This is a genomic window from Edwardsiella ictaluri ATCC 33202 (genome assembly GCF_000264785.1).
GTDB lineage: Bacteria > Pseudomonadota > Gammaproteobacteria > Enterobacterales > Enterobacteriaceae > Edwardsiella > Edwardsiella ictaluri.
Genome location: NZ_AFJI01000062.1, coordinates 1 through 15,064, shown reverse-complemented (window position 1 = coordinate 15,064; position 15,064 = coordinate 1). Strand labels below are relative to the sequence as shown.

General features: G+C 58.9%; 12 protein-coding genes. 8 read left to right on the top strand and 4 right to left on the bottom strand.

Annotated features, from left to right (window positions below; translation table 11 throughout):
- The first annotated feature begins 90 nt into the window (after window positions 1–90).
- From EIEH_RS09080 to EIEH_RS09050, 7 genes are all read left to right on the top strand, one after another.
- Window positions 91–1,506, top strand: coding sequence for a sensor histidine kinase (locus tag EIEH_RS09080; protein WP_015870291.1), 1,416 nt, complete (start codon window positions 91–93; stop codon window positions 1,504–1,506).
- Window positions 1,507–1,514: 8 nt separating this feature from the next.
- A complete protein-coding gene (gene qseG, locus EIEH_RS09075; protein WP_232347327.1) occupies window positions 1,515–2,237 on the top strand; it encodes a two-component system QseEF-associated lipoprotein QseG in 723 nt (240 codons plus the stop codon).
- Between the two features lie 3 nt (window positions 2,238–2,240).
- The gene (gene glrR / locus EIEH_RS09070) at window positions 2,241–3,581 is read left to right on the top strand and encodes a two-component system response regulator GlrR (protein WP_015870293.1); all 1,341 of its coding nucleotides are present in this window, start codon (window positions 2,241–2,243) and stop codon (window positions 3,579–3,581) included.
- Between the two features lie 150 nt (window positions 3,582–3,731).
- Window positions 3,732–5,354 (top strand): NAD+ synthase, encoded by a 1,623-nt coding sequence (locus EIEH_RS09065; RefSeq protein ID WP_015870294.1) that lies wholly within the window; start codon window positions 3,732–3,734, stop codon window positions 5,352–5,354.
- Window positions 5,355–5,367: 13 nt separating this feature from the next.
- The gene (gene glnB / locus EIEH_RS09060) at window positions 5,368–5,706 is read left to right on the top strand and encodes a nitrogen regulatory protein P-II (protein WP_005283058.1); all 339 of its coding nucleotides are present in this window, start codon (window positions 5,368–5,370) and stop codon (window positions 5,704–5,706) included.
- A 253-nt stretch (window positions 5,707–5,959) separates the two neighbouring features.
- Window positions 5,960–6,541, top strand: a complete 582-nt coding sequence (gene lpcA, locus EIEH_RS09055) for a D-sedoheptulose 7-phosphate isomerase (RefSeq protein WP_015870295.1) — start codon at window positions 5,960–5,962, stop codon at window positions 6,539–6,541.
- 44 nt (window positions 6,542–6,585) lie between these two features.
- Window positions 6,586–7,353 (top strand): class II glutamine amidotransferase, encoded by a 768-nt coding sequence (locus tag EIEH_RS09050; RefSeq protein WP_015870296.1) that lies wholly within the window; start codon window positions 6,586–6,588, stop codon window positions 7,351–7,353.
- On the opposite strand, the gene dpaA is transcribed toward EIEH_RS09050, so the two are convergent.
- A complete protein-coding gene (gene dpaA / locus EIEH_RS09045; protein ID WP_015870297.1) occupies window positions 7,324–8,046 on the bottom strand; it encodes a peptidoglycan meso-diaminopimelic acid protein amidase in 723 nt (240 codons plus the stop codon). The two genes, EIEH_RS09050 and dpaA, sit on opposite strands and share 30 nt — an antisense overlap.
- Window positions 8,047–8,362: 316 nt before the next feature.
- Between dpaA and EIEH_RS09040 the strand changes: the two genes are divergently transcribed.
- Entirely contained in the window at window positions 8,363–9,409 is a 1,047-nt protein-coding gene (locus EIEH_RS09040) for an FAD:protein FMN transferase (protein ID WP_015870298.1), read from the top strand.
- A gap of 65 nt (window positions 9,410–9,474) precedes the next feature.
- On the opposite strand, the gene EIEH_RS09035 is transcribed toward EIEH_RS09040, so the two are convergent.
- The 3 genes from EIEH_RS09035 to EIEH_RS09025 form a co-directional block, all read right to left on the bottom strand.
- On the bottom strand, window positions 9,475–10,929 hold the full coding sequence (locus tag EIEH_RS09035) for an amino acid permease (protein ID WP_035609332.1): 1,455 nt from the start codon (window positions 10,927–10,929) through the stop codon (window positions 9,475–9,477).
- 50 nt (window positions 10,930–10,979) lie between these two features.
- The gene (gene gadC / locus EIEH_RS09030) at window positions 10,980–12,431 is read right to left on the bottom strand and encodes a glutamine/gamma-aminobutyrate antiporter GadC (protein WP_015870300.1); all 1,452 of its coding nucleotides are present in this window, start codon (window positions 12,429–12,431) and stop codon (window positions 10,980–10,982) included.
- A 163-nt stretch (window positions 12,432–12,594) separates the two neighbouring features.
- Complete coding sequence (locus EIEH_RS09025) at window positions 12,595–14,307, bottom strand: pyridoxal phosphate-dependent decarboxylase family protein (protein ID WP_015870301.1); 1,713 nt, start codon at window positions 14,305–14,307, stop codon at window positions 12,595–12,597.
- Window positions 14,308–15,064: the final 757 nt, after the last annotated feature.

Below are 15,064 nucleotides of genomic sequence, written 5' to 3'. Positions count from 1 at the left end.
CCCGCCGGTTACCCGCCGCCGGGCTTTTCCCGTTATGGCCGTTCGGTTAGCCTGTGGCGACCCCCTTTGACCTTTGGGAGTGATGCCGTCATGCCGTGGCCCCTGTTTCCCCGTTCGCTGCGCCAGCTGGTGCTGTTGGCCTTTCTGCTGGTGCTGCTGCCCCTGCTGGTACTGGCCTATCAGGCCTATCAGAGTCTGAATCACCTGAGCGCCCAGGCGGCGGATATCAACCGTACCACCCTGAGCGATGCCCGTCGCAGCGAGGCGATGGCCGCGCTGGCGCTGGAGATGGAGCGCAGCTATCGTCAGTACTGCGTGCTGGGGGATGAGACGCTGGCAGCGCTGTATCAGCGTCAGCACGCCCAGTACCGTCAGCTGCTGGAGCGCCACGCTGCGCTGTTGCCCGGCGGCAGCGACTACGCGCAGCTGGATGCCCTGCTGCGGCAGCTGGTCGCGCCGCGCTGCGCAAACAGCCTGCCGCTGGCGATCGCCGACGGTCAGCTGGCTCAGTTTTCCCGCGCCAACGGCGCGATGGTGCAGGCGACCCGTAACGTGCTGTTTGGCCGAGGTCAGCAGCTGCAGCAGGCGATCGCCGGGCGAGGCCGCTATTTTGGCTGGCAGGCGCTGGTGCTGTTTCTGGTCAGTGTGCTGCTGGTGGCGCTGTTTACCCGCATGATCATCGGCCCGGTGAAGGGCGTAGAGCGCATGATCCGGCGCCTGGGGGAGGGACTGAGCCTACAGGCGTGTCCTCCTTTTCGCGGGCCGCGTGAAATCCGTACGCTGGCGCAGCGCATTCTGTGGCTCAGCGATCGGCTGGCTTGGCTGGAGTCCCAGCGCCATGAGTTTTTGCGCCATCTCTCCCATGAGCTGAAGACCCCGCTGGCCAGCCTGCGGGAGGGCACCGAACTGTTGGCGGACGGGGTTGCCGGACCGCTGAGCCCGGATCAGCGCGAGGTGGTGGCGATTCTGGATGACAGCAGCCGTCGCCTGCAGGTGCTGATCGAACAGCTGCTGGACTATAACCGCCGCCTGGCCGATGCCCCGCTGGAGTCCGCCCAGCTGGATCTGGCCGCGCTGTTGGAGCGGGTGGTCACCGCCCACTGCCTGCCGGCGCGGGCCAAGAATATCCAGACGTGTTACGTGCTGGAGGAGACCCGTTGCCGCGTGCAGCCGGTGTTGCTGGAACGGGTGCTGGAGAATCTCTATTCCAATGCGGTGCACTATGGCGCGGAATCCGGTACCATTTGGCTGCGCACCCGCAGGGAAGGGGAGTGTCTGGTGATCGAGGTCGCCAATAGCGGCACTCCGATCCCGGCCAATGAGCACGCGATGATTTTTGAGCCTTTTTTTCAGGGGAGTCATCAGCGCAAAGGTGCTGTCAAGGGCAGCGGTCTCGGTCTGAGCATCGCCCGCGATTCGCTGCGCCGGATGCACGGCGATTTGCGCCTGGTCGCCGACGATGAAGCCGATGTTTGCTTCCGCCTTGAACTCCCGATAGTGAGATAACAGCAAGCATGAGTATGTGGTTCTTACCCCTTCCGAGTCCTCCCATCTGCGGTCGTTTGCTGCGGCGACCACCTGTTCTCCTGTGGCTGATGATGCTGCTGTTGCTCAGCGGTTGTAGCCGCGGTGGCGATCGCGCCGTGGAGTCCGCCGGGGTGCGGACCTGCACCGGCACGCCGGTGATGCGCGACTATCAGCATGCCGCCTGTGATACGCTATGGCAGGAGCAGTCCCCCCTGACGATGGGGAACGGCCTGTACTGGCTGCGCGCCATGACCTGCGCAGAGCGCATGAACCGTACCCAGGCGCGGGCGCAGGCGCATCGGTTAGGAGGAGAAAGCTGGCAGGCGGCCCTTAAGCAGAGCCTGTTGGTGGGACGCGCCGATCCTAGCGTAGCCGAACGCCGTCAGATCCTCGATCGCCTGGCGAGCCTGGACGGGCAGATCCCGCCGACGCTGCAGCCCCTGGTGCAGCTGTGGCGCGCCCAGCAGACGTTGGCGATCACCCTGCAGGAGGAGCGGGCCCGCTATCAGCGGCTGCTTTCCGCCAGCGAGACACAGCTGGAGAGCCTGCGCGATGAGCGGCAGCTGCTGCAGGCGCGTCTGGATGAGACGCAGCGTAAGCTGGAAAACCTCACTGATATTGAACGCCAGCTGTCATCGCGCAAGCAGATGGTACCGGAGGCCAAGAGTCTCCCGGCACCGGCAGGCAGTGACGCGAGCAAGGAGCCCTAACGGATGACATCCGCCCACTCTGCCAGCCTGCTGCTGGTCGATGATGATCCCAGTCTGCTGAAGCTGCTGGGCATGCGTCTGAGCAGCGAGGGGTTTCGGATAACGACCGCCGCCAGCGGCCAGGAGGCGTTGCGTCTGTTGGCCCGCGCTCCCATCGACCTGGTGATCAGCGATCTGCGCATGGACGAGATGGACGGCCTGGCGCTGTTCAGTGAAATCCAGCGGCGTCAGCCGGGGCTGCCGGTGATCATCCTGACCGCCCACGGATCGATACCAGACGCCGTGTCGGCCACCCAACAGGGGGTCTTCAGCTTCTTGACCAAGCCCGTCGATCGCGATGCCCTGTACCGCGCCATCGACGATGCGCTGGCGCAGTCGATGCCGCAGGGCGGCGATGACGGATGGCGTCAGGCATTTGTGACCCGTAGCCCGCTGATGCTGCGTCTGCTGGAGCAGGCGCGAATGGTGGCCCAGTCGGACGTCAGCGTCCTGATCAACGGCCAGAGCGGGACCGGCAAGGAGCTGTTGGCGCGGGCGATACACAGCGCCAGCCCGCGCGTCGGAAAGGCCTTTATCGCCATCAACTGCGGCGCGCTGCCGGAGCCGCTGCTGGAGTCAGAGCTGTTTGGCCATGCCAAGGGCGCCTTTACCGGCGCCGTCAGCAGCCGTGAGGGGCTGTTTCAGGCCGCCGGTGGCGGTACGCTGTTTCTGGATGAGATCGGCGACATGCCCCTGACGTTGCAGGTGAAGCTGCTGCGGGTGCTGCAGGAGCGCAAGGTCCGCCCGCTGGGCAGCAACCGCGACCTCGATATCGACGTGCGTATCATCTCCGCCACCCACCGCAACCTGCCCAAGGCGATGGAGCTGGGGGAATTTCGCGAGGATCTGTTTTATCGCCTCAACGTGGTCTCCCTGCGTCTGCCGGCGTTGAACCAGCGCCCGGAGGATATTCCGCTGCTGGCCGCCCACCTGCTGCGCCAGGCCGCCGAGCGTCATAAGCCGCTGGTGCGCAGTTTCTCCAGCGGTGCGATGAAGGCGTTGATGAGCGCCAGCTGGCCGGGTAATGTACGCCAGCTGGTCAATGTCATCGAGCAGTGCGTGGCGCTGACCACGGCGCCGGTGATCGGCGAGGCACTGGTGGAGCAGGCGCTGCAGGGCGAAAATACGGCGCTGCCGACCTTTGTCGAGGCGCGTCACCTCTTTGAGCTGCACTACCTGCGTAAGTTGCTGCAGATCACTAAAGGGAACGTGACCCACGCGGCGCGTATGGCCGGTCGTAACCGCACCGAGTTTTATAAGTTGCTGTCACGTCATGAGCTAGATTCTAATGATTTCAAAGAGTAATCTTCTGATTTTTTCTCATGTGGCGGGGATAGCCCGCCGCTGCCGCTAAACAAAGTCGCCGGAATGATTTACACTCCCTGCGGATTTTTATCAGTCAGGCTGCGGTATGCCGCGTGCGGCGCCCAGCGGCATATCGGACAGTGAGTATTTATGAGTCGAACCCTCTCCATCGCACTGGCCCAGCTGAATCTGCTGGTCGGTGATATCGAAGGCAACGCCGAGCGTATGCTGGCCACTCTGGCGCAGCAGCAACAGGCGGGTGCCGATGCCGTGATGTTCTCTGAGCTGGCGCTCTGCGGTTACCCGCCGGAGGATCTGCTGTATCGCGACGATTTTCATCAGCGCTGCCAGAGTCAGCTCGCGCGTCTGCAGCAGGCCTCCACCGGGATCGCCGTGATCGTGGGCCACCCTTGGCGCGACGGCGATTGCCTGTATAACGCCCTGTCGGTGTTTGCCGAAGGACGTCTGCTGGCCCGTTACTACAAGCAGCGTCTGCCCAACTATGGCGTGTTCGATGAGAAACGCTACTTTAGCGCCGGGGATACCCCATGCACCGTCACCCTGAAAGGCTACCGCCTGGGGCTGCTGATCTGTGAGGACGTGTGGTTTGATGCGCCGGTCGATGCGCTGGCCGCCGCCGGGGCTGAGGTGCTGCTGACCATCAACGCCTCGCCGTATAACCGCGAAAAGCCTTACATGCGCAATACCCTGCTGGCGGATCACTGTCGCCGGACCGGCTTGCCGCTGCTGTACCTCAACCAGGTGGGCGGGCAGGATGAGCTGGTGTTCGACGGTTGCTCCAAGGCCTTTGATGCCAGCGGCGTGCTGACGCACCGTCTGGCTGCCTTCAGCGAGCAGGTGACCCAGGTTCGCCTGGACGATGGACGCCTGCTGCCAATGACCTCGCCGGCGGCTGAACTGCCGCCGCTGGCGCAGATCTATCAGGCGCTGGTACTGGCGGTGCGCGACTACGTCGGTAAGAACGGTTTTCAGGGCGCGGTGCTGGGGTTGTCAGGCGGGATCGACTCCGCGTTGACGCTGGCCATCGCGGTGGATGCGCTGGGCAAAGAGCGGGTGCAGGCGGTGATGATGCCGTTCCGCTACACGGCCGACATCAGTGTCGCCGACGCCCGGGAGCAGGCGCTGACGATGGGGGTCGAGTTTGACATCCTCTCCATCGAGCCGATGTTCGATGCTTTTATGGGGCAGCTGGCGCCGATGTTCGCCGGTACCGAACGCGATACGACGGAGGAGAACCTCCAGGCGCGCTGCCGCGGGGTGGTGTTGATGGCGCTGTCGAACAAGCGCCGTCGTCTGGTGCTGACCACCGGCAACAAGAGTGAAATGGCGGTCGGCTATGCTACGCTGTACGGCGATATGGCCGGTGGTTTTGACGTGCTGAAGGATGTGCCGAAGACGCTGGTATTCCAGCTGGCCCGCTACCGCAATACCCTGACGCCGGTGATCCCACAGCGGGTTATCGACAGGCCACCCTCCGCCGAGCTGGCACCGGATCAGATCGATCAGGATAGCCTGCCGCCCTATGATATTCTGGATGCTATCCTGCAGGGTTACGTCGAACAGGACAGGTCGGTAGCGCAGCTGGTGGCCGACGGCTTCGATGAGGCTGTGGTACGCAAGGTGATCCGTCTGGTGGATATCAACGAATACAAGCGCCGTCAGGCCGCCGTGGGGCCGCGCATTACGGCGCGTAACTTTGGTAAAGATCGCCGTTATCCGATTACCTCCGGCTTTGGCCGCAAAAACTGGTGACTGAGGAGCTGTGATGAAAAAAATTGATGCGATTATTAAGCCGTTCAAGCTGGATGACGTGCGTGAGGCGCTGGCTGAAGTCGGCATTACCGGGATGACGGTAACCGAAGTCAAAGGATTTGGCCGCCAGAAGGGACATACCGAGCTGTATCGTGGCGCGGAGTATATGGTGGATTTCCTGCCCAAGGTAAAGCTGGAGATCGTGGTGGCTGACGATATCGTCGATACCTGCGTTGAGACCATTATGCAGACGGCACAGACCGGTAAGATCGGCGACGGTAAGATTTTTGTCTACGACGTGGCGCGGGTCGTCCGTATCCGCACCGGCGAGCAGGACGAAGAGGCCATCTGATCCCCGGGGGCTGCGGCAGCCACTGTTGTCTATCGGCGTCTCCTTTCCCGGGGCCGCCGAACCTTTCCTTTCCCGGTGTGCCGCTTCCCTGCGCGCCCCGCGGTGCGGGTGTTTTGTTCGAATATAACCCTTTCTCATTCGAAAAAGAAAATGTTGCTGTGGCAGGAAAGCGCGCCCGCCTTGCTTCTCGCCGCCTGGTCAATCCGTTACACTGCAGGGGTATCCGTATTGAACTCATTGACGAGGCGTGCCCATGTATCAAGATCTGATTCGTAGCGAGCTGAACGAAGCGGCGCAGACACTGAATAATTTCCTGGCCGACGAGGCCAACATTCTGGCAATCCAGCAGGCAGCTCAGCTGCTGGCGGCCTCCTTTAAGGCCGACGGTAAGGTACTCTCCTGCGGCAATGGCGGCTCCCACTGCGATGCGATGCACTTTGCCGAGGAGCTGACCGGCCGCTATCGGGAGAACCGCCCCGGGTATCCGGCGATCGCCATCTCCGATCCCAGCCATCTCTCCTGTGTCAGCAACGATTTCGGCTACGACTATGTTTTTTCGCGCTACGTTGAGGCTGTTGGGCGTGAAGGGGACGTACTGCTGGGGATCTCGACCTCCGGCAACTCCGGCAACATCATCAGGGCCATCGAGGCTGCGCGTGCCAAAGGGATGAAGGTTATCACACTGACCGGGAAAGATGGCGGCAAGATGGCCGGAAGCGCCGACGTGGAGATCCGGGTGCCGCATTTCGGCTACGCCGATCGTATTCAGGAGATCCACATCAAGGCGATCCATATCATGATCCAGCTGATCGAAAAAGAGATGGCGTCAGTCTGATGACGACGGGGCAGGCGGCGTCTGCCCCGCGATAAGGAGCGGGAATGTGTGAACTGCTGGGCATGAGTGCCAACGTGCCGACGGATATCTGCTTTAGCTTTACCGCGCTGGCGCTGCGCGGTGGCCGTACCGGCCCACACAAGGATGGCTGGGGGATTGCCTTTTACGAGGGGAAAGGCTGTCGGACCTTTAAGGATCCACAGCCCAGCCACAGCTCACCGATAGCCCGCCTGGTACGCGAGTATCCGATCAAATCCTGCGCCGTCGTCTCCCATGTGCGCCAGGCTAACCGGGGGGCTGTCTCCTTGGAGAATACCCACCCGTTTACCCGCGAGCTGTGGGGGCGTAACTGGACCTTTGCCCATAACGGACAGCTTGAGGAGTATCTGTCGCTGCCGACGGGAATGTATTGTCCGGTAGGGCAGACCGATAGTGAATATGCCTTTTGCTGGTTATTGCAACGGATGCGTACCCGTTATCCCCGGCCTCCGGACGATATGATGGCGCTGTTTCATTTTATCGGTGACTGTGCGGCCGAATTGCGCGAGCGCGGGGTGTTCAACATGCTGCTTTCTGACGGGCGCTATGTGATGGCCTACTGCAGCACCCAGCTGCACTGGATCACCCGGCGCGCGCCCTTCGGCAAGGCGACGCTGGTGGATGAGGATGTGGCGATCGATTTTCAGGCCGAAACGACGCCGAATGACGTCGTTTCGGTGATTGCGACCCAGCCGCTGACCTGCGATGAGGAGTGGCAGCGGATCGCGCCGGGGGAGTATGCCTTATTTTGCCTGGGTGAACGCCAGACGTGACAGAGCGCCTCTGCCCGGCAGCGCGCCGCTGACCACGTAGCGGCCATCCTGCACGTTGACCTGCGGCGGCAACGCATTCTGGGCAAAGTATTGATAGCCCGGCTGCAGCTGGCGCCAGAAGCCGATGTAGCTGGAGTTACGATGGAGCTGCATGTTCCTGTCGGTCATCCGGAATGGATAGATATTGATATTGACCAACGTCTGGCCGCTGCGGAATGCGCTCTGTACATAGCGGTAAATTTCCGAGATGCCGTCGTTGGTCATGGCATAGCAGCCGATCGACACGCAATCGCCGTGGATCATCAGGTAGTTGCCGGAATAGCCGTGGGACTGATCGAAGCTGTTCGGATAGCCGATATTGATGGCCTGATAATAGCGGCTATCGGGCTTCAGGTGGCGGGCGTCGATTTGGTAAAAGCCCTCCGGGCTCTTAAAATCCCCTTCGGTGCGCTTGGGACCCAGGCCGCCGGAAAACTTACAGATCGGGAAGCTTTTTACCAGCCGGTATTTATCCTGTACTTTGGCATATAGCTCCAGCTGACGCTCCTCCTTGAAGATTTGAATATAGACCTGCGATCCCAGCAGACTATTGGCGTCGTTGAGTGGAGTGATACCGGACTCGCTGGCGGACGATTTGCTCGCCGCCAGTGGCAATGTCAGGCATATCGCCAGAATGGCAACTATCTTACCCATTTAAGAACCTGTCAAAGAGAGTAATACCAGTAATTTTTAGGATAAGGTCGATTGACGATCCCCAAAGTAGGCACAGTGTAATCCAGAGCTGAAGGGTATCGTGAGTGTTTTTTTTTGTTCACGGCGGGTAAAACGACACGCCGCCGCCTTACGCTCTTTTTTATAACCAGAGGTGTGAATTCCACCCGCTGATTATATCTATTTTATAGGATTGGACGCTGAGGTGGCCTTGTCCCCCGGTGGCCTTGTCCCCATAATGTGCGCCATCCATAAACGGTGTGCCGCGAGGTGTACACCCGTAAGACAGGCAATAGGCATGATGAAACATCAATCAACCGGACACGGGCCGATGACCCGCTTTCTCGCGCTGCTGACGGCGGTACTGCTGCTGAGCGGCTGTGGCCCGACCCAGGTGGATCTCGCCGGGAAAACCATGGGCACCTACTATGCGGTTAAATATGTCGGCGTGGACGGTGCTCCTGCGCCGGCAGTGGTTCAGGCCGAGATCGATCGCCGCCTGGAGCGGGTCAACGATCAGATGTCCACCTATCGCCCCGGTTCAGAGCTGAGCCGCTTTAACCAGAGCCGCACGGTGGACGTGCCATTCCCGGTGTCGACGGACACGGCGCGGGTGGTGAAAGAGGCACTGCGCATCAATAAGCTGACGGACGGTGCGCTGGATATTACTGTGGGGCCGCTAGTCAATCTGTGGGGATTTGGCCCAGAGGGGCGCCCGGATCGTGAGCCTGCAGCGGCACAGATAGCACAGCGCCGCGCCTGGGTCGGTATTCAGCACCTGTCGCTGCAAGGCAATGCCCTGGTGAAGGATATCCCCCAGCTGTACGTTGACCTGTCGGCTATCGCCAAGGGATATGGGGTGGACGTCGTCGCCAGGTATCTTCAGTCGCTGCATATTGAGAACTATATGGTCGATATCGGCGGCGAGGTGCGAACCAAAGGGGATAACGGCGAGGGAGTGCCGTGGCGTATCGCCATTGAGAAACCGTCGGGCGACGCCCAGCAGCAGGTGCAGACGATCATTCAGCCAGGGCAGATGGCGATAGCAACCTCCGGCGACTATCGCAACTATTTTGAGCAGGATGGCCTGCGCTTTTCCCACGAAATTGACCCCAATACCGGACGTCCGGTAACACACCGCCTGGCATCGATCACCGTGTTGGCACCGACCTGTATGACCGCCGATGGCCTCTCCACCGGGCTGTTTGTGATGGGGCCGGATCGCGCGATGGCGCTGGCGAATCAGATGCACATCCCCGTCTATATGATCGTCAAGGGCGAACACGGTTTTGAGGAGCGCGCCTCGGCGGCGTTTAACGCCTATCGGGCACCGGGCAAACCTTAGCCACGGTGCCATATCCATAGGCACCATGGCCGCGGCACCGCGCTCCTGTTGCGCTATCAGCCCGGCTAGACGCTGGCGTGGGGCTCGTCGTGGTGCGCCGCGCTGCGCTGGCTGTAGGCGTGTAGCAGCAGGGGCAGCGCCACGAAGGCGGCGGTGCCTCCCAGCAGCAGCAGGACGTAGCGCGCCGGTGAGCCGACCGGGATCTGATCCGGCGGAATAAAGCTGAGCACAAAAGCCAGCAGGGCGGCGATCAGCCCGATGCCAGCCACCAGCCAGACCCCTGCGTTGCCACCGGGGATCCGGTAGGGGCGTGGCGTATTGGGCTGGGTGTAGCGCAAGGTGATCACCGCCGCAAACATCAGGATATACATCAGCAGATAGAGAATGGCGGCCAGCTGACCCAGGATTTGAAACGCGGCCTGCACAGATGGCAGGCAGACCAGCATGATCGCCATCAGCGTAACGATGGCGCCCTGCAGCAGCAGAATATTGCGCTGTACGCCGCTGCTGTTGCTCTGCTGCAGCAACGGCGGCAGATATCCCTGCCGCCCCACCTCAAACAGGCCGCGCGATGGCCCGGCAACGATCACTGTCACCTGCCCCAGCACCCCGACGGCGACCATCAGTGCGACGACATGGCCGAGCCAGGGGACGCCGAGCGAGCTAAACAGCAGGTTATAGGCCACCAGCAGGCTCTGAACCAGGTTGATGCGATCGGCGGGGATCAGTGCGCTGATGGTCAGGGTACCCAGCACCAGTACCACCACGGTCAGCAGCGCACTGATCCCGATAGCCAGCGGATAGTTACGCGATGCGTTGTTCAGCTCGCGTACGTGGACGGCATTGATCTCCATTCCGGAGTAGAACAGAAAGACGCTGGCGGCCAGTACCAGGTTATGCAGATGGGTAATGTTGGGAAACAGCGCGTCCCACCCCAGGGTAAAGTGCAGCGGGTTACCGCGGGCGATGTAGAGGATACCGCAGCCGATCAGGATCGCTGCCGGGATCAGGGTGCCTATCATCCCGGCGATGGCGCTGATGCGTGATGCCGACCGGACGCCGCGCAGGTTAATCCAGGTCGCCAGCCAATAGACGAGCAGCACGATACCCAGGGTATAGAATGCATTGGACGCCAGGTGGGCGTCGGCCCCGGGGAAGGGCAGCGCGTAGGCCAGCGCGACGGCGGTAAAGATCAGCATGGTGGGAAAGCAGATGGTAGTCGCCAGCCACTGTAGAAAGATGGCCAGCAGGCCATAGCGATCGCCAAAGGCCTGGCCTATCCAGCGAAAAACCCCGCCCTTCTGTGGCCAGCCTGTTGCCAGTTCGGCGGCGCACAGAGAGACCGGTACCAGGAAGCACAGGGCGGCGAACAGATAGAGGAAGACGACGGCCAGTCCGTACTCGGCCTCGGCCGCCAGTCCGCGCAGGCTGACCACGGTGGTGATGTTCATCATGGCGAAGGTACCAGCCCCCAGGCTTGCCGCCGCCAGCACAGGCTTGCTGCTCGATTGTGAATTCATGATAAGACGCTCACGATAAGGGGCCGCACCGGGCGGCCCGGGTGTTGCGGTTACTGCTGATCGGCGTTGGCCGGTAGCCAAGAGGGCTTGCGGCAGGCATAGGTAATCAGCGGAATAATGAAGAAGCAGACCGATCCGACCATCAGGATCAGGATATAGCTGCCCGGATTACCGACGGGGATCTGGGAGGGGGGAATGAAGCTGAGGACGAAAGCCACCAGGGAGCCGATAAAACCGGCACCGGCGATAAGCCACATCCCCACCGCGCCGCCGGGGACCCGATATGGACGGGGCGTATTGGGCTCTTTATAGCGCAGGTAGATGGCTGCCGCGAACATCATGATATACATCAGTAGATAGAGAATGGTCGCCAGCTGTCCCAGGATCTGATAGGCGGACTGCACTGAGGGTAGCACCACCAGCAGAACGGAGATGATACTGACGACAAGACCCTGGAAGATCAGAATGTGCTGTTGTACGCCGTGGCGATTGGTTTTTTGCAGGAAAGGGGGCAGATAGCCGGAGCGACCGACCTGCAGCAGACCGGTGGACGGCCCCGCAACGATGGCGGTAATTTGTCCCAGCACCCCGAACGCCAGCATGGCGGCCAGCACCTCGCCCAACCAGTGCAGGCCAAAGTGGTCAAACAGCGCGTTATAGGCGATGAGCAGGCTCTGCACCAGGTTGATTTGCTGCTTGGGGATCAGGGTGGCGATACACAGGGTACCGAAGACAAAGATAACGACGGTGGCGACGGCGGCGCTGATGATGGCCAGCGGATAGTTGTGTGATGGATTGTCCACTTCGACCACGTGGACGGCGTTGATCTCCATCCCGCCGAAGAACAGGAAGATACTGGAGGCCAGCACCAGATTGTTCAGGTTGGTCAGATCGGGGAAGAAGTCGGCGGCGCGCGCCACAAAGTGTACCGGGTTACCGTTAAGAACATACACCAGTGTCAGCACCATCAGGATGATGGCCGGGATGATAGTCCCGATAAGCCCGCCCAGCGTTGCCAGTTTGGCGGAGGATTTAACCCCGCGCAGGGCGACCAGGGTGGCCAGCCAGTAGACCAGCAGTAGGATCACCACGGTATACAGCCGGTTGGCGGCAAGATGGGAGTCGGCGTCGGGGTGCGGCCCGATAAAGGCCAGCGATACGGCGGCGAAGATCAGCACCGTAGGGAACCAGATAGTGGTCGCCACCCACTGTAGATAGATGGCGACGAACCCCCAGCGGTGGCCAAAGGCCTCACTGATCCAGCGGAAGACGCCGCCCTTCTGCGGCCAGCCGGTCGCCAGCTCGGCGGCCACCAGTGAAACGGGGATTAAAAAGAAAACGGCGGCAAAAAGATAATAGAAGGCAGATGTAATACCGTACTCGGCTTCGGATGGCAGACCACGTAAACTGACTACCGTGGTGATATTCATTATTGCCAGCGTCACGATGCTGAGCTTGGCGGAAGGTTTCCCTTGCGTCGTGGAGTCCGATGTGGAGGCCATAAATGCTCCTTGATAAAACCTGATTTATACGTGCTTCATGTGTCAGCTATGCGAAAATAAAGAGGCATATAGGCCGGGATAACCCGGCCTGTGCATATATTGATGGCGCTGTCCCATTACGGTGCATCGATGTAATGTAGCGTAATGGGATGGTCGGATGACATTATTTAATGCCAAGCACCTCATTACGTGCGGCAGTTACACAATCCACAACGTGTTGCATAATTTCATGGGTTAAGTGAACATTCATCGGATACACTTTCAGAGCAAATACTGTTGCATCGGGATCGTGCGCATCACGGTTATATTTAGTAACCCGGAATCCAGTACTGAAACTCATATATGGAGTATATTGCCCGTTGATTTTCTTACCGTTACGGAACCACTCGTAGAGTTTATTACCGACATCCATGGTTAATTTATTATTGGTGAGCAACTGAGATTTGTAGGACGGGTCGTTCAGCTCATGCTGGTATTGCTGATGGGCCATAACGCCTTCCGGATAAATACGGAACAGCGTAACCAGACTGTAGTCATCGGGGTTGACGCAGACGGTAGCGGCATTTTCATGCAGCAGATTACGCAGGTAATACTGGTTCTCCAGAATACCACCCATGATGGCCTGGAAGCCCTCATAGCCGAAGTATTTCATCGTGGCCCAGCCTGCCAGTGCGCCGGTTGCCGCACGGGAGACCTCCAGCGTGTAATCCAGCGGGTTGTATGGAGATCGCGGCTGCAGATAGGCAGAGCCCGGGCGTTTCAGGATGCTTTCAAACTCTTCCGCGTTGCGATAGGTGAAGCAGCTGCTGGCATAGGGGGTAAAGCCGGCTTTATGGAAGTCAAATCCGATGGCGTCAGCGTACTTCATGTCCTGCAGGGCACGGCAGTTGGCCTCGATGAACGGCAGCAGCTCCTTGGTGAACTGCAGCGGGTTTTTGGCAAAATCATATTTCTTAAAGGCCAGCCATGACCAGCTGGTAACGGCATCGCAGTACAACAGCGCCTTGCCATAGGGGGCAGCGTTGGGGTATTTATCCAGCAGTTTACGTGCTCCGCCCACCGGGTCAAAGGCGTTGGCGTCGGTGGTACCCATGGTACATACCACGGATGCCACCGGGATTTTTTGGGCCTGCAGCGATTTCAGCACCGCCTCCAGGTCGTTCAGATCCATCGCGTTGGTGTCAGGATCGGTCTTGATGCGGATGATGTTGTCCATCCCCAGACCCATCCAGTCGGTGCTGTTCAGCATTGTATAGTGCGCCTGCTGAGAGCAGAGCACCTTGGCATCGGTACGGACACCGCTGTGGCGGGAGTTCGGCAATACGCGGGTCAGCGCATACTTAACATGGTAGGTCCAGCAGCCTGAGCCGCCGTAGGTATACAGGCAGCCGGCGTGTTTGGCATCCCAACCGATCATGTTGGCCAGCATCCCGGCGCTTTCCAGCTCGGCGCGGTGAACGTTCCAGGAGTATTCACCTTCCAGAATGTTCGGGGAGAAAATTTCTGACATCACGGCCGCAATAATAGAGGCGGTGTTCGCCTGTGGGATCACGTTGCACATGGTCAGCGGGTGGCCCCAGTTAGGCAACCCTTCAAACAGAGCGCTGGTCTCAGCAATGACCTGGTCGCTGCTGCTCATTTTATCGGCCATTTCAATGTCTTTGACTTTATCGAAATCGATAGTCAAAGCCGGATTCCGTCCCAAATAGGCGGGGCCGCCGTCGGCAGGACGTAGCTTATTCAGCTGTTCAATGGCTTTGGCTATCGATTTGGTTAAAGGATCATGATCGTCACTGAATGCAGACGGAAATGCAGAACGCATCTCTTCGCGGTATTTAGCCCACTGTTTGTCATTATTGCAGTTACACGCTTTCATTTTTAATGTCCTTGATATGGTCTCTATCACGTCAGTGATAAGCCGCAGACCAATTTCCCTGATGGATGACACCACAGAGAAAAGGGAAACGACTATGGGAATGTCAGTAAACTCTATATTGCATGTATTAACTCTGTCTTCTGGAAACGAAAGTTGTGGCGGTATTAAAACAGCATGTTGTACCGTGCTGAACGTGTCGATTAAAATAAGTTAAGCTTGCGCAGTCAACGTTTTTAATTCTAGCACCGCAGATGTGCTTATCATGAAATAAAGAGTGTAAATGCGACAAAAGTCCGATCGTGATGGAAATCGAGCTGATAGTTTTATAATATAAATTCAGCCATGTCGTGAGTGCACTATTGCATGACAGTTATCCCTATTGTGGCGCAATATCATGACTATGCAAATACTGTACCTAAATATTTAAATGGCTTTGATTGCTAATTTCGAGTGAAACAGAGTGGGTGACATATGAAACATTATGCAATGGTTGTCTTTAATTACATGAGAAATAATTATCTGTGAGGTGTTTTTCGTGTGATTAATATCACCATGCTGTAATCAAAGCAGGCTTAGAGTTTAATTGTGTCATTATTTATAAACGGATGGTAATGGTTTTATTGAGTGGCTATATCCGACACTGCCGTTACGATAGCGCAGCGGTTGAATTGCCTCAAGAATACTGCACTCTCATACAGTGTGTTTGAGGCGTGGAACGGGTTGATGCGGAATATCATCTACATCCATATGGGCTTTA